At 45.7% G+C, this 24,335-nt stretch carries 18 protein-coding genes; 8 read left to right on the top strand and 10 right to left on the bottom strand.

Features of this window, described 5'->3' with window-relative positions; translation table 11 throughout:
* Positions 1 to 5 precede the first annotated feature (5 nt).
* Positions 6 to 3,158, top strand: a complete 3,153-nt coding sequence (locus tag RH46_RS14055; protein WP_006880160.1) for an efflux RND transporter permease subunit — start codon at positions 6 to 8, stop codon at positions 3,156 to 3,158.
* Between the two features lie 58 nt (positions 3,159 to 3,216).
* Here RH46_RS14055 and RH46_RS14050 read toward each other — a convergent pair whose 3' ends face one another.
* Positions 3,217 to 4,977 (bottom strand): methyl-accepting chemotaxis protein, encoded by a 1,761-nt coding sequence (locus tag RH46_RS14050; RefSeq protein ID WP_006880159.1) that lies wholly within the window; start codon positions 4,975 to 4,977, stop codon positions 3,217 to 3,219.
* Between the two features lie 160 nt (positions 4,978 to 5,137).
* On the opposite strand from RH46_RS14050, the gene RH46_RS14045 reads away from it, so the two are divergent.
* Positions 5,138 to 5,740 carry a beta-phosphoglucomutase family hydrolase gene (locus RH46_RS14045; RefSeq protein WP_006880158.1) on the top strand — a complete coding sequence of 201 codons (603 nt, stop codon included), beginning with the start codon at positions 5,138 to 5,140 and terminating at the stop codon, positions 5,738 to 5,740.
* Positions 5,741 to 5,783: 43 nt separating this feature from the next.
* Here the strand turns inward: RH46_RS14045 and RH46_RS14040 are convergent, their stop codons facing one another.
* Together RH46_RS14040 and RH46_RS14035 are read right to left on the bottom strand one after the other, a co-directional pair.
* Positions 5,784 to 7,088, bottom strand: a complete 1,305-nt coding sequence (locus tag RH46_RS14040; protein WP_006880157.1) for an inosine/guanosine kinase — start codon at positions 7,086 to 7,088, stop codon at positions 5,784 to 5,786.
* 111 nt (positions 7,089 to 7,199) lie between these two features.
* Positions 7,200 to 7,670 (bottom strand): CreA family protein, encoded by a 471-nt coding sequence (locus tag RH46_RS14035; RefSeq protein ID WP_006880156.1) that lies wholly within the window; start codon positions 7,668 to 7,670, stop codon positions 7,200 to 7,202.
* A gap of 167 nt (positions 7,671 to 7,837) precedes the next feature.
* Here RH46_RS14035 and RH46_RS14030 point away from each other — a divergent pair, with 167 nt between their 5' ends.
* The gene (locus tag RH46_RS14030) at positions 7,838 to 8,344 is read left to right on the top strand and encodes a hypothetical protein (RefSeq protein WP_006880155.1); all 507 of its coding nucleotides are present in this window, start codon (positions 7,838 to 7,840) and stop codon (positions 8,342 to 8,344) included.
* A gap of 149 nt (positions 8,345 to 8,493) precedes the next feature.
* Complete coding sequence (locus tag RH46_RS14025; RefSeq protein WP_006880154.1) at positions 8,494 to 9,141, top strand: HAD-IA family hydrolase; 648 nt, start codon at positions 8,494 to 8,496, stop codon at positions 9,139 to 9,141.
* Here the strand turns inward: RH46_RS14025 and RH46_RS21845 are convergent, their stop codons facing one another.
* The 3 genes from RH46_RS21845 to torT form a co-directional block, all read right to left on the bottom strand.
* On the bottom strand, positions 9,142 to 9,339 hold the full coding sequence (locus RH46_RS21845; RefSeq protein WP_071985920.1) for a hypothetical protein: 198 nt from the start codon (positions 9,337 to 9,339) through the stop codon (positions 9,142 to 9,144).
* 235 nt (positions 9,340 to 9,574) lie between these two features.
* Positions 9,575 to 10,030, bottom strand: coding sequence for a methylglyoxal synthase (locus RH46_RS14020; protein WP_006880153.1), 456 nt, complete (start codon positions 10,028 to 10,030; stop codon positions 9,575 to 9,577).
* A gap of 9 nt (positions 10,031 to 10,039) precedes the next feature.
* A complete protein-coding gene (torT, locus tag RH46_RS14015; protein WP_006880152.1) occupies positions 10,040 to 11,050 on the bottom strand; it encodes a TMAO reductase system periplasmic protein TorT in 1,011 nt (336 codons plus the stop codon).
* Between the two features lie 80 nt (positions 11,051 to 11,130).
* Here torT and torS point away from each other — a divergent pair, with 80 nt between their 5' ends.
* Both torS and RH46_RS14005 read left to right on the top strand, forming a co-directional pair.
* A complete protein-coding gene (gene torS / locus RH46_RS14010) occupies positions 11,131 to 14,031 on the top strand; it encodes a TMAO reductase system sensor histidine kinase/response regulator TorS (RefSeq protein ID WP_006880151.1) in 2,901 nt (966 codons plus the stop codon).
* A 9-nt stretch (positions 14,032 to 14,040) separates the two neighbouring features.
* Positions 14,041 to 14,565, top strand: coding sequence for a GNAT family N-acetyltransferase (locus RH46_RS14005; protein WP_006880150.1), 525 nt, complete (start codon positions 14,041 to 14,043; stop codon positions 14,563 to 14,565).
* Here the strand turns inward: RH46_RS14005 and RH46_RS14000 are convergent.
* The gene (locus RH46_RS14000) at positions 14,558 to 15,178 is read right to left on the bottom strand and encodes a lysoplasmalogenase (RefSeq protein WP_006880149.1); all 621 of its coding nucleotides are present in this window, start codon (positions 15,176 to 15,178) and stop codon (positions 14,558 to 14,560) included. The two genes, RH46_RS14005 and RH46_RS14000, sit on opposite strands and share 8 nt — an antisense overlap.
* Positions 15,179 to 15,245: 67 nt before the next feature.
* Entirely contained in the window at positions 15,246 to 16,394 is a 1,149-nt protein-coding gene (locus RH46_RS13995) for an iron-containing alcohol dehydrogenase (protein ID WP_006880148.1), read from the bottom strand.
* Positions 16,395 to 16,532: 138 nt separating this feature from the next.
* On the opposite strand from RH46_RS13995, the gene RH46_RS13990 reads away from it, so the two are divergent.
* Both RH46_RS13990 and RH46_RS13985 read left to right on the top strand, forming a co-directional pair.
* The gene (locus tag RH46_RS13990) at positions 16,533 to 17,417 is read left to right on the top strand and encodes an AraC family transcriptional regulator (RefSeq protein ID WP_006880147.1); all 885 of its coding nucleotides are present in this window, start codon (positions 16,533 to 16,535) and stop codon (positions 17,415 to 17,417) included.
* A gap of 383 nt (positions 17,418 to 17,800) precedes the next feature.
* Entirely contained in the window at positions 17,801 to 20,944 is a 3,144-nt protein-coding gene (locus tag RH46_RS13985) for a chitinase C-terminal domain-containing protein (RefSeq protein WP_006880146.1), read from the top strand.
* A gap of 55 nt (positions 20,945 to 20,999) precedes the next feature.
* Here the strand turns inward: RH46_RS13985 and glgC are convergent, their stop codons facing one another.
* Together glgC and RH46_RS13975 are read right to left on the bottom strand one after the other, a co-directional pair.
* A complete protein-coding gene (gene glgC / locus RH46_RS13980; RefSeq protein ID WP_006880145.1) occupies positions 21,000 to 22,214 on the bottom strand; it encodes a glucose-1-phosphate adenylyltransferase in 1,215 nt (404 codons plus the stop codon).
* A 151-nt stretch (positions 22,215 to 22,365) separates the two neighbouring features.
* Complete coding sequence (locus RH46_RS13975) at positions 22,366 to 24,267, bottom strand: sensor domain-containing diguanylate cyclase (RefSeq protein ID WP_006880144.1); 1,902 nt, start codon at positions 24,265 to 24,267, stop codon at positions 22,366 to 22,368.
* Positions 24,268 to 24,335: the final 68 nt, after the last annotated feature.

Below are 24,335 nucleotides of genomic sequence, written 5' to 3'. Positions count from 1 at the left end.
GCTAAATGTTAAGTCGTTTCTTTATCCAGCGCCCTAAGTTTGCGCTGGTTATTTCAATCATTCTGACTCTGGCGGGGGCGATCTCACTCGCGATTCTGCCAGTTGCAGAGTATCCAAAAATCAGTCCACCTTCGGTAAGTGTCACGGCATTCTATACTGGTGCAAGTGCTGAGGTTGTTGAGCAGGCAATTGCCGACCCGATAGAAACATCGGTCAACGGTGTCGAAAACATGATCTATATGTCTTCGAAGAGTGCGAATGATGGTTCCTACAGCCTCAACGTTACATTTGATGTCGGTACCGACCCTGATATGGCGCAGGTCAACGTGCAAAACCGTGTGTCGCAAATCGAGTCAAAGCTACCTCAAGAAGTACGTATGGTTGGTGTGACGGTTAAAAAGCGTTCTCCGGACCTGCTAATGGTGTTGAACTTCTATTCACCAGACGGCAAATACGACGATCAGTTTTTGATCAACTACATTAACCTCAACGTCAAAGACCAGTTGGCAAGGGTCAAAGGCATCAGTGAAGTTAACGTGATTGGTGGTGGTGAATACGCGATGCGTGTCTGGTTAGATCCAGAGAAAATGGCCAACCTCAACTTAACCACTAGTGATGTCTACTCAGCACTCGCTGAACAAAACGTTCAGGTTGCTGCTGGTCGGGTAGGTGCAGCTCCTTATAGTAACGCTCAGGAAGTTCAGTTCAATCTGGTGACCAAAGGCCGTCTGGAAAGTGTTGATGAGTTTGAAAATGTTGTACTGCGTGCTCAGAATGATGGCTCAAGCATCTATCTAAAAGATGTGGCTCGCGTTGAGTTAGGTAAGAAGTTTTACGATGGTAGTGGTAAGTTCCGTGGTCAGGATGCATCAATTGTAGCGCTATCCCTTCAGTCAGACGCCAACGCGTTAGAAAGTGGTCAGGCGGTGATGGACCTGCTTGAACAGTTAAGTGTTAACTTCCCTGAAGGTGTTGCGTACGAAACCAGTTACGACACGACGGTCTTCGTTGCCGAGTCAATTAAAGGGGTAGTGAAGACGCTAATAGAGGCGATCTTGCTGGTAATTGCGGTCACTTACCTGTTCCTTGGCAGTGCGCGTGCCACGCTAATTCCTGTGGTTGCGATACCAGTGTCTCTGATTGGTACCTTTGCCATTATGCAAATGACTGGCTTCACCATTAACACCGTAACCCTGTTCGGTTTGATCCTTGCTATCGGTATCGTGGTTGACGACGCAATCCTTGTTATCGAAAACGTCGATACCACGATGGCTAAAGATCCGTCCATGAGTCCACGTAAGGCGACATTGATTGCGATGAGGGAAGTAACCGGTCCAATCATCACATCTACCTTAGTGCTATTGGCTGTGTTTATTCCGGTCGCTATGTTGCCGGGTATTACCGGGATTATGTATCGTCAGTTCGCCCTGACAATCTGTATCTCAGTGGTCATCTCATCGATCAACGCATTGACCTTATCACCAGCACTCTGTTCTCTGGTGCTTAAACAGGGCGGCGGTAATACCTCTCGTTGGTTCACTGCCTTCAACGCAGGTTTAGAGCGCGTAACGGCGCGCTACGGTCAAATCGCAGGCTTCCTGGTTAAGAAAGCGCTGTTGCTGGTCACCTTCTTCATCGTGGCTGTTGCAGCAGTGAGCTTCTTTGCTAAGACCACTTCAACCGCGTTTGTACCTCAGGAAGATAAAGGTATCTTGCTGGTTAACGTCCAGCTACCGGATGCGGCTTCTCTGTCTCGTACCGAAGAGGTGACCGAGCAGCTGATTGATATCGTTGAGCAAGAACCAGGTGTGGATGGTATTACCGTAGCGAACGGTTATGCATTTATGACGGGGGCTGCCGCGTCCAACGGTGCGTCACTGTTTATCAAGCTTCATGATTGGGAAACACGGAACGGTTTTGATGGTGATCACTCTGCCAATGCGATTGCGCAGCGAATCAATGGTCGCGCTGCAATGGAGCTTCCTCAGGCAATCGTGTTTGCGATGGGACCTCCGGCGGTTCCGGGAATGGGAGCTGCTTCAGGTTTTGAGTTTGTTCTGGAGGACACCCTTGGACGTAGCCGCACTGATCTGGCGATGGTCATGGGGCAGATGATCGAAGAGGCAAACAAGCAGCCTGAGATCGGCTTCACCTTCAGTACATTCCGTGCCAACGTACCACACTACTATGTCGATATTGATCGTGAGAAAGTACAACAGCTGGGAATACCGCTATCGAGTGTCTTTCAAACGCTACAGGGTAACTTAGGTTCGCTCTACGTTAACGACTTCACCATGTTTGGTAAGAACTTCCGTGTCACAATTCAGGCGGATGGCCAACACCGTAGTGGAATGGAAGATTTAGAGCGATTCCATGTGCGTTCGGCGAGTGGAGAAATGATTCCACTCAGTACCTTAGTCAGCTATGAACAAATCTTTGAGCCTGATGTTGCATGGCGTTACAACATGTACCGAAGTGCGATCATACAAGGCCAGCCAGCGCCTGGTTACTCAAGTGGTGATGCAATCGCGGCAATGGAGCGTGTTGCGGCTGACGTACTTCCGCAAGGCTATCAGTACGAGTGGACCGGGATGGCGTATCAGGAAGTGTTGGCGGGCAATCAGGCTATCTTTGCTTTTGCACTGGCGCTCATCTTTATCTATCTGTTTATGGTTGCTCAATATGAAAGTTGGAGTATTCCATTGGCAATCATTTTAGTGGTACCAATAGCGACATTAGGGTCATTTCTGGCGCTTAATTTGACGGGCACACCATTAAACTTGTACGCCCAGATAGGCTTAGTATTGCTGATAGCGCTGGCAGCGAAGAATGCGATCCTTATCGTCGAGTTTGCTAAGGTAGAGCGTGAAGAAAAAGATAGGCCAATTGATGAAGCAGCAGTGAAGGGTGGTAAGCTACGTTTTCGTGCGGTTAACATGACTTCCTGGTCATTTATTCTGGGTATATTCCCGCTCATCTTCGCTTCGGGAGCAGGCCACATCAGTCAGAACTCATTGGGTATTTCGCTGATAGGCGGTCTATTGTGTGTACTATTGGCAGGTACGTTCCTCATCCCTGGCTTCTACGCGTTAGTGCAACGCAGGCGCGAGAAAATCCATGGAGGCAACACCAAGCTGATACCACTTGATGATGAATAAGCCTTAAAACAAAAAATCCCCTCACATGAGGGGATTTTTTTAGCGTTAAGTTTATCGATTAAGAAGTTTTAAACTCAGCAACTGCACTGTCCATGTCCGTGGCCTGTGCAGAGACTCGATCCACTTCATTGAGACATTGTTGCGCCGACTGCATATTGCCCTCAGAGATCGAGTTAAGCTCAGTAATGGACTCACTGACCTGGTTCATTACAATACCTTGCTCTTCGATTGCTGAAGCAATACGTTCAGAGTTAGCCTGAATGTTGGTCATATCATCAAGGATTTGGGTCAGGCTACTGTCTAGTGTCTGCGAAGCTTCGAGGGTTTGAGTACCCTGGTCGTTACATTGATCGATGTTCGTGACAACCTCAGACATTTGTGACTGAATGGCAGTAACAACCTTGGTGATCTCCTCAGTCGATTGATGTGTACGGCTCGCCAGGGCACGCACTTCATCTGCTACAACTGCGAATCCGCGACCCTGTTCACCGGCGCGCGCTGCCTCAATTGCTGCATTCAACGCCAGTAGGTTAGTCTGCTCGGCAATTTCCTGAATGATGTTGACCGCATCGCCAATCTTATCGACGTGATTATTGAGTGAACCAATTGACTCCTGACTGCTGCCAAGAATGGTCGTTAGCTGGTCAATGTTCTCAACGGTTGTCTCGACCACTTTACGTCCTGTCTGGGCATTAACCGAAGCTTGTTGTACACCTTCAACCGCGACCGCTGTACTTTCTGAGATCTCGTTAATGGTTGAAACCATCTCCTGTACGGACGTAGCCATGGTTGAGGTATGGTCTGCCTGAACATGGAACTGCTCCATAACGTTCTGCAGTTCGTTGTGCATGTTCGAAGTACTGTGTGATAGCTCTGATGACTTAGACTGAGTTCCGGAAATGAGGTGTTCGAACTTGTCTAATAATTGATTGAAGTAACGTCCTATTTCTGAAAGTTCATCCTTTCTGACCAGGTTGGCACGTAAAGAAACATTGTTGGTGCGAGCTATTTCCTGAATCGCACTCAGTAACGTAGCAACCTGTTGGTTGATTGAGCGGGAAATCTGGAAAATAAAACCAAAGATAACCAGAATCACCAGCGCGGTAACCAATTGTTTGATGAAGGCGAGCTGCTCTCTGGTTGCTTGCGACTCTTCAGCTAGCGCGGTAGAAAAAGACTTAAATTGTTTTTCTACAGTGTGAGAAAGGTTACGGGTATCACCGAGAAGACCTTCGTTGTATTTGAGGCCGATAATTTTATTTTGGTCTATATAAGCGCGTGCGGCAGATGTTAAAGCACTCGCATTGCCGGGTAATAGCTGCTCCGCGAGAACACCAGACTGTACTTGGTTGTTGAACTCAAACAGGTCGACTAGCTGCTCACTTGATAGAGACGATTTGATCGCCGCTAATTCATCGTTATAACGTCCCTGGAGATTATCTTCGGCTTTTAATCCTAGCTTCTGATAACCGCCAACCAAATTATTGAAACCCGTTTGATAGCTAAGGATATCCTGTTTAAGCTGGTTGCTCGCGGGCAGATCTCTATCTGCGAGTATCTTTGCTAATTCGGACTCTAACTCAAGGAACAGTGATAAGTTGTCATTAAATTTAGTAAGATACTTATCGTCCTTACGTAGTAAAAAGTCTTTTTCATTGCGTCGAAGGTTGAGCAGGCGTATTTCCAGTTTCGCGACAAGCAAGCTTGCTTGGTTTAATTGCGCAGTAGTTTGGGCAAAATGGGTTGTAGTGAACAGAACCAATACAACACCAAGTATGGCTACTGCACCTAACGAGTACAGTTTATTTCTGATATTCATGCAATTACCCTAGTTTGTTAAGTATTTATTTATAGGTAGCTAACCTGAGGTTAGTTGCTAGTAATAATTATATCAACGAAGTCATCGAGTTGCGCGTTTTTTATACAGTACAGTTATTTGAACGGTCCATTAACAATTAGTAAATAGGTTGTATGCGAATATGTTAGAAATTTTGAAGCAATATCAGGCTTTTATCTTTGACATGGATGGTACCTTATTGGATACCATGCCAGGGCATTTGAAAGCCTGGCAGCAAACGGCATCTCATTTTGGTTTCCCATTTAGCCAAGAGTGGTTACATAGTTTAGGTGGTATGCCTAGCTACAAAATAGCAGCGGAAGTGAACAGTAAGTACACAATGTCACTCGATCCTATCGAAGTATCAAAGTATAAAATGGCGTCTTTTGCTGAACTGGATGACATTGGCGAACCTATACCTTGTACTTTTGATGTCTTGAACCACTTTTACGGGGTAAAAAAGCTAGCAGTGGGTACCGGTAGTCAACGTAATAGTGCCGAAAGACTGCTGACTAAAGCGCGATTAATTGACATGCTTGATGTCGTAGTCACTGCCAGCGATGTCGATAATCACAAACCCAACCCAGATACTTTTCTCAAAGCGGCTCAGGATATGCAGGTTGAGCCAAAACAATGCATCGTCTTTGAAGATACCAAGCTTGGCTTGCAAGCCGCACATGCAGCTAATATGGATTGTATGATGGTCGAAGAGGGAAGATTGATCTTTTACCCACTGGAGAAATAAAAAGAGCCGCTAACTTAGCGGCTCTTTTTTAATCGGTAAGGAATTATCTATCCCAGTACGCTTCTTCCAAGCTATCTTCACGCTCTGGAAGAGCACGAGCAAGGCGAGGAGAGTGCTGGGTCAGAACCTCGTAGCTGACACGGTTAGCGTACTTACAGATCTGAGATAGCGATGAGTAAGTCAAGTAAGGCTGATCGTGCTTTGAAGAGTTTGGCACATTCACCTGATGATGGCTGTTCGCTGCCATATCGTGAAGCAACGCTGATAGCGCAGCATCACCAGCACCATTGGTGTTCTTGATCTCAAGTGGACCACCCAGGTATGGGCCAATGTGCGAGTACACTTTTACTGGATTTGCACAGTCTGCCTTACGCATTGCGCGGCTAAATTCATACTTGTTGAACTCAGCAATGTTACCTGGCAGCAGCGGAAGCTCAGTTTCACGCTTTACCGTATCTTCTGTGTAACCAGCCATATACAAGCCCACAGGACCGGCTGTACATAGAACAACGTCCACCCATTCAAGGGCTTTATCCGCAGCAAGAAGAGGATCTTTTTCACCTGTCAGGGCTTCACCTTCTTCTTCATTCATTGCCACGATTGAGATGTTCTCTTTGATGTAATCTTGCCACCACTTAGCGTTGCCTTCGATAACCCATTTAGTACCGAGTGTCAGGACAACAGGGACATTTTTAGACTTAGCAATCTCGATCGCACGAGCAACGGCCTGTGGCATTGGATCTTCAGGTTTGCCACGCATTAGGTACGAAGAAACGACCAAGGCTGCCGCTTTGTCGAAGACATCTTCAGGAATGCTATCTGGACGAAGTTTATTCATATGACCTTCGTTGATGGCAAAAGTACGTTCGCCATTTTCAGAGATCAGGGTGTAACAACGACCAATAGAGCCTTCAACCATTTGTAGATGATTGAGGTTCATGCGCGAAGAAGTACGGCAAAGGTAACGGTACGCAAATGAGCCTACTTCGATATTACGAGACATAACGCCTAGCAGGACTGACTTGCTATCAGCTAAGACGGAGTAGTTGTGCAGTGTATTGCCAATGGTGTCGCCCGGATACTGGTGAGTAATCAACTCACGCTCTACCAGTTCATCATACAGTGCGTCTGCCTGACTCTCTTCTAAAACGAGCGAGTGTCCTTTACTCAAATTGTATTTTGCGAGGAATTCGTCATCGACACGAGCTTCGATGTCAACAATCGTTTGACCAACACCGACCACAATCGGGCGATAAAGCTTAGGAGTCTGCTTCATCTGATTGACGAGTGGATCACGAGCGTGGGTTGGAAAGTAGTGCTTAGATTTGCGCTGTCCGGGAAACTTCATGTTAAAAGTGGAGTTGGAAATTTTCCCGCATAATATCACATATATGAAAGATTGCTTTCATATTTATTACATAAAAAAGTGCCAAACATTGCTGTTTGGCACTTAATTAACCTATTCGGCTTGCTTGTAAGCACCATAGGCTTTGGTTCCCCATAGAGGAACGGTAGACAAGCTATGCTTGAAGCTGCCTGATGTCTCTTTAGTTGAATAAGAGAGGTACATGAGCGTCTGGTTTTCAACATCAAGAATTCGGCGAATCTTCATGCTCTTAAAAAAGATACTCTTAGACTTCTTAAACACCACTTCGCCATCTTTCGACTTATCAATATTAGCGATCATCTCTGGGGTGATTTCGCCAGTCTGACGACATGAGATAGAACTGTCACTTGGATCTGCAAGGCTAAAGTCGGCTTCGATGGAGGCAACATGACAGGTTACGCCTGTTACGACAGGATCTTGCATATGGTTAAGCTTGATGTCTTTCATAGTGAATAAACCGAGGCTTACATCACCCACCTCGCCACTGTCACAAGCGGTAAGACCAAGTGATAGAAGACTGACAGCAATTATTTTTTTCATCATAGATAAGTATCCTAAGCAAATTTGACTAGCCTGAGCTTTAATCTAGTTAGCATATCAGCTTTTTAGAATGGTTTGCGAATAACTGGCTAAAAGACTTGTGACCTCAATGCGTTATCGAGTAAGCTTCTGGCTAATTTCTCACTATCTGTACAGGTTAACTCTAAACTATGACATTGCCAAAGATTGCTGAAACGAAAAACCAATGGCTCTATCAGCAGGTGGATGTCGAATTTCCGACCAAAGAAAGTATTGCTGGTTTAGAGGTATATAAAAAGGCAGTGGCGACACGCCAATATCAAACACTAACAGAAGCACCTCAACAAGATGGTAGATTTACTAGTGATGAGATCTACTTGGTTGATTTCCATCGCTTGACGGTAATGTTTGCTTTGCTTCAGTCGAGTATGTGGCAGAGTGAGTCTGATCAGCAGATGATCGTCGAGTTCTTAACTCAAATCATCTATTCATCTCCTTGCTCGTTGTACCTCGGTTTTAAACAGGGTGAGGCGGTCTCAGCAGCCATAGTCACTCGCGAAGAACAGACCGTTCTTATTTCAGATATTGCAATAAAAAGTGATTTTGATTCAGTTACTAAACAGGACTTTGTAGCAGGTCTGTGCGATAAATTGGATCTTAAGGTTGATGAGAGTCACGCATTAGTTATCGAGCAGTGATGGCCTGGTCATTTACGCGTTGGCAAATGGTGACATCGTCGAAAAATCTGACATAAAGTTTCGATTAAATAGGGAAGTGTTAAGCACATCATTTCATTTACTCTGAACTACCTTATTATTTCTCATAACGAATTAACAAGGTATCCCGTATGTCAGAGTCCCAAGTTCTGTGTGTAATCTTTGATTGTGACGGTACGCTCGTCGATAGTGAGAGACTTTGCTGCCAGGCACTGTGCGACACCTTTGCTCGTTTTGGAGCAACCCTGAGTTTTGATGAGGCGGTAAGCCACTTTGAAGGAGGCAAGCTAGCCGATATTCTCTCCGCTACCAAGCAGCGATTAGATGTCACAGTTTCTATCGATCAGCTTGAGCCTGTCTACCGCGACATTCTGGACCAGCTGTTTGAGCAGCAATTAAAACCAATGGAAGGGGTGTTTGATATACTTGAGTTGCTCGATAAGCGAGGCATTGAGTATTGCGTTGCTTCTAACGGGCCAAAAGACAAAATTGAGCGATGCCTTGATTTAACCGGATTGTTGCCCTTCTTTAAAGGTAAAATCTTCTCAGCGTTTGATACGAATAGCTGGAAGCCAGAGCCTGACCTTATCCAATACTGCGTCATGAATATGGGCTTTACCCGTGAGCAGTGCCTGTATGTTGATGACACACCCAAAGGGCTTGAAGCGGGTGTTCGTGCGGGGGTGCGTTCGGTTCACCTGACAGGTCTTAACGACCGAGAACATCTCTTTGATCTAAAGAAGATCAACCACCTCAGCGAATTAGAGCAAGAGTTATAGTCAATGACTCACTGACGGAATTGAAAGACATTGCAACTTAAACGCTGGCATCGGAGGATTTGATGTCAGCTCGGTCACGTGTTCGAAAAAGGAGCCGCACTCGGCGCAAAGCATACTGTCACTCTCAGACAGTAAGTACTCTTCACTGCCACATAGGGGGCAGCACAGAACTTCATTGAGCTTATCATTATTATCCATAGCGGTATCTCTCGGCAGCGACAAACAGACTAGATGTTTTATTGATTTATTTGTTATTCATTGACAGGTTAGCGGCATAGCATTCGGCTTACAATTGGATTTTGGTCTAATCAAGCGTCAAAAACATGCAGTTTGTCGAGAATTCGCAAACAATTCACAGCAACGGATATGATCGATACGTGGGGAAGCGGCAATAAATAAAAAACCCGTGAAAATCACGGGCTATTACGCTTATTTATGTACGATTAGCCAGATAGGCTTCGTAGTCTGGGATCTCGATATCGACTTCTTGTTCAATCAACTGCGATTCGATGATGAATTTTGCAGTGGCGCGATTAGTCGCAACAGGTATGTTCCAAACACTGGCAATACGCAGTAGTGCTTTCACATCTGGATCGTGAGGCACGGCGTTTAGTGGATCCCAGAAGAAGATTAATACATCAATCTTGCCTTCAGAAATCAGTGCACCAAGCTGTTGGTCACCACCCATAGGGCCGCTAATCATACTTTTGATTGCCAAGCCGGTTTCTTTACTCAGCATGGTACCAGTCGTACCCGTCGCGTAGAGAAAATGACGTTGAAGCTTCTCTTTGTTTTCAGTAACCCAACGAAGCAGCTCTGGTTTGCAGTTGTCGTGGGCAACCAGGGCAACGTGTTTGTGTGCAGGCAAGGTACGAGTCGTTTTTTCCATTTAGACTTCCTAATTGTTTTCGTTATAGACGTAAAATGTTGGTCGATACTCCGAAGGAGAGAGTGATTGTGCAATCACCTTCGGGTTGAGTTTATTTGGTGTTAACGGCTCAATGATCGGCGCCTGAATCTTCTCGTAAGGTTCGTCACGTAAATAGTGCACTGCTTGAAGCACTGACAGGCGACCCTGTTCGACCATTTTATCAGTTGGTGCGAATTGAACGCGTTTTCTTAACAGGCCACGGTAGACACCGTGACTAAGGTAGGTTGAAACCAAGCCGATTTGATCTGATTTATCGGCACTGCGAAGCTCACTAATTGCTGCTTCTATAGCGACAGCGCTACCAACGATATAATCGAGTTCAGTATTATCAATCGCATGCTGAACAAGGTTACGCTGTAACTCCTTGTCATTGTCCGCCCAAAGTGTCTCTACGATGTGGATATCGGAATCCTTTAGAGCAGAATACAGGCCTTTGATTACCGGTTTGGTTCCACCACTAGATTTCGGTCCGGGTAACAGAGCGATGTTCGTGATGCCGGACCCTTTAGGGTGTTTAGATTTGAGGTACTCTCCGGTGTAGTAGCCCATCCAATACCAATCAACGCCTACTTCACCTTTTAATGAAGTGCTGTTCTCTTTATCGAGAATGAGTTTGTTAACGGTAGCAAAGACAGGGATAGAACCAACACTCTGACGTAATGAGCTATAAAATAGATCGGGCGCAACAGTACCGAGAATTATCGCATCTGCATTCCATCGAGTACAAAGAGACATGTGTTCGCGCTGTTTGTCCAGATTGAGGTAGCCTCCGGCTTCGAGAACTCTTAAATCAATCCCTTGCTTCTTCGCTTCATCAACCATTCCATAGTTAACCGACAACCAGTAAGAGTCTTTTAAGTGTGGGTAAATAGCACAAACTCGTAACGGTTCTTGTGCATGAGCCTGAGAGCTCCATGCAATGAGTAGCACTGTGCTTAATAATGTGGCTCGCTTTTGAATAGCTGAGATCAAAGACATGCAGTATTTCGTTGGTAAAGGCGGATTAAACACTGCAAAATATAGCGCATTATACAAGACTTAAGAAGCGAAGATTCTCGATGTTATTAGCTAAAGCCAGTATTGGACGCAAACTGCTGCTTGCGTTCCTCGCAATGGCGTTATTGGTTTTGATTTCCGCACTAATCGGGGTATTTGGCTTCACTTCCGTGGCCAAAACAGAGCGAAATGTCGTTAACTCGGCAATTCCTTCGATGATCGAGGCGAGACAGGTATCAGAACTGAGCTCGCGGATCATCTCTTCTGTTCAGACATTATCAAACGCGAAAACTGAAGCTCAGCGTCAAAGCTCAGGTAAAGAGTTGTTTTCACAGCTTGAGTCGTTACTGACTCATATTAAGCAGCTGGGCTCGGACTCTTTCGATTCAGCGTTACTAACGCGACTCGAGTCAGACGTGCAGGTAGTTATCGATACCTTGGCAAAGTTTGGCATCGTGGTTGAGAGACGACTGTTCCTCAGTGAAGACATAGCGGTCAGAACCAGCGAGCTACGTGAATTGGCACTAGAGCTAGAACAACTAACCCGTACCCAGGTTGCCAACACGTCGACCATCGCCGTCGCCAACGTCACTCATATCTACGCGCTGCTAGAGAAGCAGAAAATAGATCAGGCATATAATGCCCTTGATGCTTTGGTCGAAGTGGATCTCGACCTCTCTGAGCGATTGCATGAATTGCATCTGCTGGCTTTTAAGCTTCTTAACCACATCGAGGAGGCGCGCACGGTATCTGACATCAGCCGTATTCAAACCATAAGACAAGAGTTTATCAATAACCTCAATATTATGAAGCGCCGCGTGCAGGCGGTGGAAGATCCAACTCGATCATTGCAAATGGAAGATTTGCTTAAGAAGCTCGAATTACGTCAGGTCGTATTCGATGTGTTGGCTCAGCGATACGACAACGAGCGTTCTGCCCAACAATTGATGCAAGATACTCTTAATCAGTTTACAACCCTGAACACTACAGTAAACAAGTTGGTGGACGAATCTAATTCTTCGACAACTCGTGCAGTAGATGAACTTAAAACCACGCTTGATTACGCCCAGTTAACCCTCACCATTATTACCGTACTCGGCATGGTGATCGTGGTATTGATCGTGTGGAAAGTCGTTTATATATCAGTAGTTAAACGCTTAGCCGAGTACTCATCTGCACTCTTGTCGATCGCTAAAGGCCAACTACAGGTGGATGTTACTGTTAAGGGTAATGACGAGCTAGCGCATATGGGGCAGGCGATAATCACTGCCCGGAACACAGCGAAAGCACTTAAGGTCGTCGCTGAGAGTGAAGCAAAGGCGAAGCGAGAACTGGAAGAGCATAAAGGTCATCTCGAAGAGCTTGTCACCGAGCGCACGCACCAATTACAGGATGCGAACTCAAGACTTAACCAAGAAGTAGAGAACCACGCCAGAGCACGACAAGAGGCAGAGCAGGCGAGCCGAGCGAAATCTGCCTTCCTCGCGACGATGAGCCACGAAATTCGCACGCCAATGAACGGCGTACTTGGTACCGCACGTCTACTAAAAGATACTGGGTTAGACCGCCAACAAGGCCATTATGTTGATGTGATTAACCGAAGTGGTACGGGGCTGCTGGCTATCCTGAATGATGTCCTCGATTATTCAAAAATTGAAGCGGGTCACTTAGAAATCCGCCCAGTTGATTTTAATCTGTATGCTATGGTCGATGACACCAAACAGTTGCTCAATGGTCGCGCGCAGGAGAAATCACTGCAATTAGAGTACTTTATTGAAAGTGATGTGGATAAATTCTGGTTCGGCGATATGACGCGAATCGGTCAGGTACTTAATAATCTTGTTGGAAATGCTATCAAGTTCACTGACAAAGGGAATGTCGATATTTATGTTGCTCATGACCCGGACCAACAGGGTCATGTCCTTTTCGAAGTGTCTGATACAGGTGTGGGCATCAGTGAACAAGAGCAGCAGACCCTATTTGACGCCTTCACGCAAGCGTCAGGCGGCTTAAGTAGTAAGGGCGGTACTGGACTTGGTCTCGCGATCAGTAAGCGTCTGGTTGAAGCTATGGGTGGTGAAATCCATCTTGAGTCAGAGATTGGCGAGGGAAGTCGGTTCTGGTTCTCTGTGCCTCTACAAACGGGTCAAGAGGTTGAGGAGCATGAAACCAGCGCTGATTGCACCGTTACCGCTAGAGTGCTTTTGATCGAAGATAATCCCGTTAACTGTATGGTTGCGGAAGGTTTCTTAGCCAGTATGGGGCATGAAACGTTGACCGCAGTTGATGGTAAGAACGCGCAAGAACTCTTTTCTCAGCATGCGTTCGATATTGTGTTAATGGATATTAACCTCCCTGATTGTGACGGTGTCACACTACTCGCTGAACTAAAACAGTTTGAGCAAGGTTCGACCGACAAACCCGCAACACCTATGATTGCTGTGTCGGCACACGTGTATAACGAAGAGGTTGAGAGCTATATCGCTGCAGGTTTTGACGGCTATTTGCCTAAACCGCTCGATAAAGACGCACTTTGTCACATGATTCAGAATAGCTTAGAGGGTAAGCCTCTGTTGCTAGAGCAGAAAGAGTGCCATAAAGAGGAAGCGCAAGTGAGCGAGAGTTACGATCGCCGGGTTATCGATGCCCAAGTGGTATTGAACGATATGCAAGTGCTTGGTAAAGAGAAAATGATCGAGATTTGTCGCCTGTTTTCCGATGGGGCCGATCAAATCATCAGCCAGCTAGACACCGCGAAGCAAGACAATGATCAACACGAAATCAAACAACTTGCGCATAAGTTAAAAGGTTCGGCGGGTAGCTTAGGCTTACATGCTTTATTTGACTTGTGTTTAGATATAGAAAAAGCGCTCCAGCCACTGGAAGTATTTGTTCAGCAAAGGGCAGAACTCATCTCGTTGGTTGAGAAATCGAAGCTTGCGCTGGAAGAGATATTTAATTAGAGAACTTTAATGTACCCAATTGAATCAAAACAACTACTAATGGACCAGATCACCGAGAGTGATTGGCAGCTATTTGAGAGATTACATCAAGATGATGATGTGATTCGCTATGCATTTGATAAACCATCGACGGAACAGATTCGTCAGCGTTTTGAATCCCGTCTTCCGAAATGGAGTTGGCCGAACAGCCATTGGTTATGTTTGGTTATCCGCGAGAAGCAGACCGGCGATGCTATCGGGGTAACGGGTTTGTGTCTTTCTGAAGAAAATCAACAGCATATTGAAGTCGGTTACCTGCTGTTACCGGAATTTCATGGTCGTGGTTATGGTACAGAGTCACTGGTTGCACTGATCGGCCATGCAACCAAGAACTACCCAATTGAAACCGTTAACGCGATTGTTACGGATGGCAATGTTGCCTCGTGTAAAGTATTGGAGAAGGCTGGCTTTAGCCTCGCAGAGCGCGAAAAAGATGCCTACCAGATTGGCGGCCAGTATTATGATGATTTGATATACCGCTATCAGGTTAAGTAACTGCTGACAGGGTTAATAGTCCCTGCGCAGTGTAGTAAGTGACCATGACAACATGGCGAGAGAAACCTGAACTACTGCGAAACCTGTCTACCGCCAGTACGATGTCAGAGACAACAAAGGTCAGTGCACCAAGCATGGCGTAGCCAGCCGCTGGAATTTTTGTCTGCGTCCAAAACTCTACCGCACCCCAAGCCATAATAACGATAGCAACAGAGTAAATTGCGACGGGGATTTTAGAGCGACCAAGTCCTGGTAAGAGAAGTAGGTAGATGATAACTGCCGTAGCTGCTAGAGAGAGTAATACCCAATAATTACTGATTACTACAACCTGATGAATAAATGCTGCGCTATAGGCAATATGGGCTAACAGAAACAGACTCAAGCCTTGCAAAAACTTATCTTTTGGGTGCATCAAATAGAGGTCACCCACAGACGACAGCAGCAGGGCAACACCAACCGCGATTGTATAGAAATCTAGCGGGTCAGGTTGAGTGAAAACGATCGCTGACATGAGAAGAACTGGAGTGGCCTTAGTGGTGTAGAACAGCCATTTATTACTTCTATCAATACTCCAGATATGAATCGCACACACTACGACGATCAGCAACCACATAGAATCCTTCTTATATAAACAAAAAAAGCAGCCTCAGCTGCTTTTTAGACTAAATTTTTAGATTCACTTAGGCAATAGCTAGTTCAAGAATCTTTCGGCTCTGTGCCAAATCAATCGCCTGATGCTCGCCGAGAGCGACCATACCATGCATTTCTAGCTGGCTAAGTACTGCATCTACTGCTTGCTGCTTAGACTCCTGGTAATCACTAAATTGCGTTGTTACGCCAAGTGACTGGTAGAAAGCTTCCATAGCGGCAATGGTCTCTTCAGCTAATGTTTCTGACTGGGCTAAACCAAAGACATTTTTTCCCATCTGTTCAAGCTTAGCGCGCTTAACATCGATCTGGTTACGTAGCAATGAAGGTTGAACGATAGCCAGTGAACGGGCGTGATCAACTCCCCAAAGAGCTGTAAATTCATGACCGATCATATGCGTTGCCCAATCGTGAGGAACCCCAGAGCCAATAAGACCGTTCAATGCCTGGTTAGCACTCCACATCAGGTTTGCGCGCCACGCGTCATTGTCGCGAGATTCAAACTGCTCACCAAGCTGCTTAAGGTTTCTAAGCAGCGCTTCAGAGTAGCCATCTTGAACCATTCCGTCATGAGCAACAGTAAGGTACTGTTCACATACATGTACCCAAGCATCGACGATACCGTTGATCAGCTGCTTCTCAGGCAGTGTCTTCATTACGTCCGGGTCCATTACCGCAAACTTTGGCTGTACGTGAGGTGTCATAAACGGAAGTTTATCTTGAGTTTCCGCTTTAGTAATCACTGCGCCCATGTTTGACTCAGAGCCAGTTGCCGGCAGGGTAAGAATAGCCGCAAGAGGTACTGCAGAAGTGACCTGATGCTTACCAGTGAAAATGTCCCAACCATCACCGTCGTAGTGTGAAGCTGCTGCGACATATTTTGAACCGTCGATTACAGAACCACCGCCGACAGCAAGAATGAAATCAATTCCTTGTTGCTTGACGATCTCAACCGCTTTATCCATTGTCTCTTTGGTTGGGTTAGGTTCAACACCTGAGAATTCCGTCCATTGATGACCTTCTAACGCTTTCGCAACTTGGTCGTATACACCGTTGCGTTTGATAGAACCACCACCATAGATGACCAATACTTTATTATCTGCTGGGATTGCCGAACTGATGCTTTGAATTTGACCTTGACCAAAGTGAATCAGGGTTGGGTTTACATAGCTAAATTGCATTGCGACTTGCCTCTTGGTTCCATGCTGTTACATGTTTAAAAGATATAGTGCATATTAGTATTGACATTGGCGCCGATAAAGGTCAATTTCTCTAAACTTATTGCCTATTTCTACAAATTTGCCTGGCTCGGAGTAAAAATGACGTTAGCTGAATTGATGCAAGACTATGTTGAACGCAAGCAGTTGCATCAACTAGAGGGAATCACTGAAACAGAAATAAAAGGGGTACACTTTTATCGCAGTAGTAAAGGTAACTCTCGACAACCCTTCGTCTATCAGTCCGGTGTGATTGTTCTCGGTCAGGGGACGAAAAATATCTATCTGGGTAATGAGCCAGTGCGTTATGGGCCAGACGACTACTTAGTGGTCGGTGTTCCTATGCCTCTCGAGTGTGAGGCATTTGCCGAAAATGGCGAGCCTCTGCTTGGTCTTAGTATCGATATCGACCCGCAGCTGCTTCACCGGTTAGTGAATAAGCTAGATTCAATGCACTGCTTTCAATCTCGTCACGAGGTATCGACTAACCCTGGTCTAAAGTCAGTCGCTATGGATGAGATGATGCTCGACGTCTGCAAACGTCTGATGAAGGCATTATGTAATCCAATAGAAACCGCCATTCTCGCTAATGGGCTGATGGAAGAGTTAGCCTTCCGTGTGTTATTGAGCCAGGAAGGGTATGTGCTGTTTGATCTGGCACGTCATGAAGGCCATTACGCGCGAGTGGCCAAATCACTCGATTACCTGCATAAGAATTACACTGAAGCGGTAACGGTGCAGGATCTAGCTGAACAGGCCAATATGAGTATCTCAGCCTTTCATCAGGCCTTTCGGAGTGTAACGTTAGAGACGCCGATTCAGTACATTAAGAAAGTACGCCTAAACAAAGCGAAAGAGTTGATTCAGCTTGAAGGATTAAAAGCGGGTGATGCTGCTCGCTTGGTTGGGTATAACAGTACTTCGCAGTTTTCGCGGGAGTTTAAGCGCCATTTTAATGAGACGCCAAAGGCAAACGTGTCAGCATAATCTGAAAAGGGGAAACAGGCTGTTGCAACTTTACAGTGTTTTTAAACAAAGAATTAGGCAATACTAATAGCCGAAAGAGAATTATTCTCTTTTCCCCCTATAGTAGATCTAGTCAATCTTCTGTACAAAACCTCTTCGTGGTCTCCATGAAGAGGTTTATTTTTTGTACAAAAATAAATCAGAAATTAGTTATCGATACAAATTAAGTGGTGTTCTGTTGCACGTACAACATCCGATATTGCGAGTCATTTTGGACAATAGACAATATTAGCGTGTTATTTCCTCAATCTTATCTAGTGTTATTTTACTGAAGAACTTAAGTTCTTCGGCGTCAATAATTAATAATTTTAACGATATAACAATTACTTAAGGATAGAGGGCACATGCAGATATCGAGACAGAACACCGTTAAACGCGTGTTCACGCTTAGCACGTTAAGTGCGTCATGCTTAATGGCATTTAACAGTTACGCAGCGATTGATTGTACAACTCTGGCTAGTTGGGACTCGACAGCAACCTATGTAGGCGGCGATCAAGTTGAACACGCTGGTAAGGCTTATCAGGCAAATTACTGGACTGAAAACAATGATCCTTCGACTCATTCATCAAGTCAGTGGGATTACTGGAGTGACTTAGGAAGCTGTAGTACCACGGGCGAGAATCAGGCACCAACAGTTTCATTAACCTCACCACTTGCTACTGATACTATCACTGAGGGTGACGTTGTCACAATTTCAGCTGATGCGGCGGATGCTGATGGTAGCGTAACCAAAGTAGAGTTTGTGGTTGATGGGGTTGTGGTGGCAGAATCAAATACCGCGCCATATACAACTACCTGGTTAGCGTCATCCGGTACACATCAAATCAGCGCCGCGTCATTTGATGATGCCGGAGTTAAGAGCCAACTGAGTAATGTTTCGATTAATGTCAGCTCGACAACGCCTGACAATATTGCTCCTAGCGTTGAAATAACACTTTCCAGTACTACTGTAGATCAGGGATCAGAGGTGACGCTCACCGCCAATGCTGCTGATTCTGACGGTACAATTGATAAGGTAGAGTTCTTCGTCGCTGGATCACTGGTTGGGACCGCGACCGCACAACCGTATGTATTAAACTACACTGCAAGCCAGGCAGGTAACCTATCTATATATGCCAAGGCTACGGATAACCTTGGTGCGAATACTAATTCTACTGCTGCGACACTTCAGGTAAATGGCACACCTACCGCAGCAAATTGTCGACCAGATGGCCTGTATCAGACTGAAGGTATCAATGTTCCATACTGTACAGCCTATGACGAAGATGGTCGTGAGCTGATGGGGGCGGACCATCCTCGCCGTGTAATTGGCTACTTTACTAGCTGGCGTGCTGGTGATGATCCACAAGCCGCTTATCTGGTTAAAGATATTCCATGGGAACAGTTAACCCATATTAACTACGCGTTTGTCGGAATTGGCCCGGATGGTAATGTTAATTTAGGTGATGTTAATGACCCGAACAATGCGGCTACGGGTAAAGAGTGGCCAGGAGTCGATATTGATCCAACGCTTGGCTTTAAAGGCCACTTTGGTGCACTGGCAACATACAAAGAACGTTATGGCGTTAAAACGCTGATCTCTATCGGTGGTTGGGCTGAAACAGGGGGTCACTTTGGTGCTGACGGTAATCGCGTCGCTGACGGTGGTTTCTACACCATGACGACCAATGCCGACGGCTCTATAAACCATGCGGGTATTGAAAAGTTTGCGACTTCCGCTGTGGCTATGATGCGTACCTATCGTTTTGACGGCTTGGATATCGATTATGAATATCCAACTTCGATGGCAGGTGCAGGTAACCCGTATGACAAAGAGTTTATGGAACCACGTCGTCCATATTTATGGGCCTCATATCAGGAACTAATGAAAGTTCTGCGCCAAAAACTCGATGCCGCATCTGCTGAGGACGGCACGCATTACATGCTAACAATCGCAGCACCTTCTTCAGGTTACCTGTTACGTGGTATGGAAACATTTGACGTCACTAAATACCTCGATTACGTCAACATCATGACCTACGATTTACACGGTGCCTGGAACGATCATGTTGGTCACAATGCAGCGCTGTATGATACCGGCGAAGACTCAGAGCTAGCGCAATGGAACGTCTACACCACTTCTCAGTATGGCGGTATCGGTTACCTTAATACGGACTGGGCCTACCATTACTTCCGTGGCTCAATGCCAGCAGGTCGAATCAATATTGGTGTGCCTTACTATACCCGTGGTTGGCAGGGCGTAACTGGTGGTACCAATGGTCTATGGGGTCGAGCTGCGTTGCCAAATCAGGCTGAATGTCCTGAAGGTACAGGCGAAGGTGAAAGCAACAACTGTGGTAACGGTGCGGTCGGTATCGATAACATGTGGCACGATACTGACCCGAAAGGTAACGAGATGGGTGCAGGTTCAGGTCCGATGTGGCATGCCAAAAACCTGGAAAATGGAATTTTAGGTAGCTACGCCGCTGCTTACAATCTTGACCCTAACAATCCAGCGCACCAATTGGTCGGTACTTATACCCGTAATTACGACTCTGTAGCGGTCGCGCCTTGGTTGTGGAACGCAGACAAGAGTGTATTCCTCTCTACTGAAGATGAGCAGTCGGTATCGGTCAAAGCGGATTACGTTATCGATAAAGAAATCGGTGGCATCATGTTCTGGGAACTCGCAGGGGATTACAACTGTTATAACCTCGATGCCAATGGACAGCGTACAAGCGTTGATTTAACTGAACAAGCCTGTGCGAATGGTAGTGGTGAGTACCACATGGGTAATACCATGACTAAGGCGATCTACGACAAGTTTGCGACCGCTACACCGTATGGTAATAAGGTTGCGACAGCAGCTATGCCAGCAGAGGCAGTCGATATTACGGTAAACGTAGGTGGGTTCAAAGTTGGCGACCAAAACTACCCAATCAACCCTAAAATTACCTTCACTAACAACACAGGTCAGGTGATCCCGGGTGGAACAGAGTTCCAGTTTGATATTCCTGTCTCTGCGCCGGATAACGCCAAAGATCAATCTGGTGGTGGTTTAACGGTTATCTCGTCTGGGCATACCAGAGCTGACAATATTGGTGGTCTAGATGGCACGATGCACCGCGTATCGTTCTCGCTACCGGCTTGGAACGACATGGCTAATGGTGATGTCTATGAGCTAGACATGGTTTACTACCTGCCTGTTTCTGGGCCTGCAAACTACACGGTTAAGATCAACGGTGTCGATTATGCACTTAAGGCTGAGTACCCAGATTTACCTCTTGCGGATCTCTCTTCTGGTAATGGTGGTACCGGCGGCGGTGATAATGGGGGAACAGAACCAACGGGTCCTGTTGAAGTATGGGAACCAGGTGTGACTCAAGCGGTGAATGGCACAACGTATATCTATAACGATAAATGTTTTGTTGCCAAAAACAGCCCTGGCACTTGGGAGTCACCAACCCAGTCAAACTGGTTCTGGGATGAGGTAACTTGTCCGCAATAAGCACTGATAAAAAAGGCCTTGGAAATGTCCAAGGCCTTTTTTAATCCTGATAGGTTTAGAACTGGTAGCTCTCTGGGACAACGACGATGCCTTCATCCGAAATGTGGAATCGTTTTGCGTCTTCGACCCGATTGAGACCAATTTGGGTATTAGGCGGAATAACTACATGTTTATCGATGATGCAGTTAACCAATTTACACCCTTCACCAACCACCACGCTATCGAATAGGATGCTGTCTACGATCGTTGCACTATCATCTATGCGTACATTTGAAGATATGATCGAGTGCTGAACCGAACCTCCGGAATTGACCACACCATTGGCAATGATTGAATTGATAAATATCCCCTCATTGCCCGTGGCTGAAGAAACGGTACGTGCTGGTGGCAGTTGTGGCTCGTAAGTACGAACTCCCCAACTAGGCTGATATAAGTTCATTGGTGGGATCGGCTCTAGCAGATCCATATTGGCTTGATAGAAAGAGTCTATAGTACCGACATCACGCCAATAACAGTCCTTTGCGACTCGGCCACGATCTGAACAGAAGTTATAACTGTAGACGTTACGTTCATCGATCAGTTTAGGGATAATGTCTTTACCGAAATCATGTGAAGAGTTCAGGCTGTCGGCATCTTCCTCTAACACTCGCTGTAGAGTGTCCATCTCAAAAATGTAGATGCCCATAGATACAAGGCTACGTCCGTTATTGCCAGGCATAGGTTCAGGGTTATCGGGTTTTTCACAGAACGTATCAATTAAGCCATTCTCATCGGTAGAGAGTACACCGAACGCTGAAGCCTCATCTCTGGGCACATCCATTGACGCTATAGTAAGAGCAGCATTGTTCGCAATATGATCTTTAAGCATCTCCGCATAATCCATGCGATAAATGTGATCACCGGAAAGTACGATCACATGTTTTGCGTCGCTGCGTTCCAACAGCCATAAGTTATGATAGATAGCATCGGCTGTTCCTTCATACCACTTACCACCACCGCGCATTTGAGGGGGCACGACTGTCACAAACTCGCCTAATTCCGGATTAAAGATAGACCAACCATCACGTAGATGTTTTTGTAAAGAGTGCGATTTATATTGAGTCAACACAAGGATCTGACGCAGCCCGGAGTGGAGGCAGTTTGTCAGGGTAAAATCAATGATTCGGTACTTACCACCAAAGGGAACTGCCGGCTTTGCTCGATCATCCGTGAGAGGGCTCAATCTTGATCCCATACCACCTGCGAGTATAACGGTGAGTGTATCTTGCATTCTAATCTCCATATTAGTGCAACAAAGGACATATAGAGAGTAGTACAAGATTTACGCCAACACAGCGTAATGTTAAATATCAGCTACTTAGCAATAAATGAAGGTTTTGGTGGGGCAGTTTGGTGCACAGCAGATGTGCTATGCACCAAAATTAAGCAATCGAACTGGCTTCACTGGCAGGAAAAACTGAAACCTGGTTGCGACCCGAAGATTTGGACTCATATAGTGCAATATCTGCACGCTTATAGGTCTGTTCAGAACTACTGGACAATTCAGTAATGCCAGCGCTCACCGTGATATTAAGGTCACTCTCCAAATTAATTGCGGTACGTAGTCGGTTAACCACGACTTCAGCTTCAGCCAGTGCAGTGTGAGGCATGATGATGGCAAACTCTTCGCCACCAATACGGGCAATGATATCGGTTTCGCGTAAATGATGAGTCAGTGAGTTAGCCACTGCCTTTATTACTTCGTCGCCGCGGTCATGACCATAAGTATCATTAATGCGCTTAAAGTGGTCGATATCGATCAGGGCGAGGGCAGTAACTTCATTCTGTTTGTAACGCTTGGTCCGCTGAACCTGTGATTGCATCTCGGCATCAAATTTACGACGGTTCCATAGAGAAGTCATCGCATCTTTCTCACTCAGTTCTCTCAGCCGGTTTTCCAGCTCTTTACGATGAGAAATGTCGACGAACGATGCCACATAAAACTGAATAATACCGTAACGGTCTCTTACGGTTTGGATGCGTAGAATCTCAGTAATCAGAGAACCGTCGCGGCGTTTGTTCACCACTTCGCCTTCCCACAGCCCGTTCTCTTCAAGAACCTTCCACATCTTCATATAGAATTCTTGCTGATGTTTACCTGAAGCGAATAGCGAAGGTGGTTTGCCTTTAACATCTTCTAACTTGTATCCACTAACACGAGTAAACTCGTCGTTAACCTGAATGATATGGTTGTTGCGATCGGTAATGACCATCGCCGACATACCATTCATCGCCGCACGAGCAATCTTACTATCCAGACTATTTTTCTCGTGGTTATGATTCCACGTCACAAAAGTGAAGGTCAGTAACAGCAGAATAATGCAGATAAATGTCAGCTGTAAGTAGAGATCCTGTCTTTGCTCCTCAGTGAAAGAAAGCGCCTCCTCAAATGAGGTCTTACTAAAGAAAATCAGGGTGTTGATATGCTCGACACTGTCTAATTCTACGGTTGTATAAGACAGCCATTGAGATTGCTCTTGAACGGTACCATTACTGTTTGATTGTAAACTTTGCCACAGCTTAGGGTATTGTTTGGCAATGTTTGATTCGGCGTGTTGCTCAACTAAATGACCCATAAGCTTATTACCGTCCGAAGACATCAGGTAGTAACCTTCAGAAGTGACAACATTGGGTAGATTATTCGAGCTACGCTTGTAAGCCAAAGAGCGATAAATACGCTGTAAATCGAGGTTTGCGACAAAATACCCTTTACGCTCCCCGTTAAGCGTTATCGGATATATGACACGATAAGCGGGCACTACAGGCGTGACGACCTGACCATTTTCCAACTCCAAATCAATACCAAAATTGCCGACTTGGTTGTCACCTAAACTTTGCGCATAAGCAAAATAGTCTCGCTTGGCTTTTGATTGCAAGTGATCCTTAGAGACGATTTCTATAAACCGCTCATCAATATTCAGTCGAACTATTTCCATCCCTTGATCGTCCAACAGGCGTAATCGGGAGTAATAGGTTTGAGTACGGGCGATGAGTAACCAAAACTGCTCGAGAGCGTCGAGATTTTCAAGGCTTGGGTCGTTAATTGCCTGATTGATCATGCCGTTGGTTGAAAGGTAACGCAGAGAAGATGTCATTTGTTGTAGAGAAGTCTGTAACTCTACCTTGGCATATTCTAGCTTATTGCGATTTAGCTGCTCAACGAACTGCTGTGTCTTCTCTTCCAACTGACCAAATTGGGTATAGAAATAGAGAAAAGGCACTAAAGACATAGCACAAAAAACGAGTAAGAATTGAAGAAGAAGTTTGGTACCAAGTTTGTGCATTAAGGAGTACGTACAATAAATAAAGTGAATTCCGCAGACACTATACAGTAAATCGGCTTAAGTTACTG

Source organism: Vibrio brasiliensis LMG 20546 (assembly GCF_000189255.1).
GTDB lineage: Bacteria > Pseudomonadota > Gammaproteobacteria > Enterobacterales > Vibrionaceae > Vibrio > Vibrio brasiliensis.
This window is presented reverse-complemented; position numbering and strand designations above follow the sequence as displayed.

Excerpts from the sequence above, each read along its gene's own strand:
- RH46_RS14005 (WP_006880150.1), top strand. The coding sequence starts at position 14,041 with ATGTACCCAATTGAATCAAAACAACTACTAATGGACCAGATCACCGAG.
- RH46_RS13990 (WP_006880147.1), top strand. The coding sequence starts at position 16,533 with ATGACGTTAGCTGAATTGATGCAAGACTATGTTGAACGCAAGCAGTTG.
- RH46_RS14045 (WP_006880158.1), top strand. The coding sequence starts at position 5,138 with ATGTTAGAAATTTTGAAGCAATATCAGGCTTTTATCTTTGACATGGAT.
- RH46_RS14040 (WP_006880157.1), bottom strand. The coding sequence starts at position 7,088 with ATGAAGTTTCCCGGACAGCGCAAATCTAAGCACTACTTTCCAACCCAC.
- RH46_RS14055 (WP_006880160.1), top strand. The coding sequence starts at position 6 with ATGTTAAGTCGTTTCTTTATCCAGCGCCCTAAGTTTGCGCTGGTTATT.
- RH46_RS14030 (WP_006880155.1), top strand. The coding sequence starts at position 7,838 with ATGACATTGCCAAAGATTGCTGAAACGAAAAACCAATGGCTCTATCAG.
- RH46_RS21845 (WP_071985920.1), bottom strand. The coding sequence starts at position 9,339 with ATGGATAATAATGATAAGCTCAATGAAGTTCTGTGCTGCCCCCTATGT.
- RH46_RS14020 (WP_006880153.1), bottom strand. The coding sequence starts at position 10,030 with ATGGAAAAAACGACTCGTACCTTGCCTGCACACAAACACGTTGCCCTG.
- glgC (WP_006880145.1), bottom strand. The coding sequence starts at position 22,214 with ATGCAAGATACACTCACCGTTATACTCGCAGGTGGTATGGGATCAAGA.
- torS (WP_006880151.1), top strand. The coding sequence starts at position 11,131 with ATGTTATTAGCTAAAGCCAGTATTGGACGCAAACTGCTGCTTGCGTTC.
- RH46_RS14000 (WP_006880149.1), bottom strand. The coding sequence starts at position 15,178 with ATGTGGTTGCTGATCGTCGTAGTGTGTGCGATTCATATCTGGAGTATT.
- RH46_RS13985 (WP_006880146.1), top strand. The coding sequence starts at position 17,801 with ATGCAGATATCGAGACAGAACACCGTTAAACGCGTGTTCACGCTTAGC.
- RH46_RS13975 (WP_006880144.1), bottom strand. The coding sequence starts at position 24,267 with ATGCACAAACTTGGTACCAAACTTCTTCTTCAATTCTTACTCGTTTTT.
- RH46_RS14035 (WP_006880156.1), bottom strand. The coding sequence starts at position 7,670 with ATGATGAAAAAAATAATTGCTGTCAGTCTTCTATCACTTGGTCTTACC.
- RH46_RS14025 (WP_006880154.1), top strand. The coding sequence starts at position 8,494 with ATGTCAGAGTCCCAAGTTCTGTGTGTAATCTTTGATTGTGACGGTACG.
- RH46_RS13995 (WP_006880148.1), bottom strand. The coding sequence starts at position 16,394 with ATGCAATTTAGCTATGTAAACCCAACCCTGATTCACTTTGGTCAAGGT.
- torT (WP_006880152.1), bottom strand. The coding sequence starts at position 11,050 with ATGTCTTTGATCTCAGCTATTCAAAAGCGAGCCACATTATTAAGCACA.
- RH46_RS14050 (WP_006880159.1), bottom strand. The coding sequence starts at position 4,977 with ATGAATATCAGAAATAAACTGTACTCGTTAGGTGCAGTAGCCATACTT.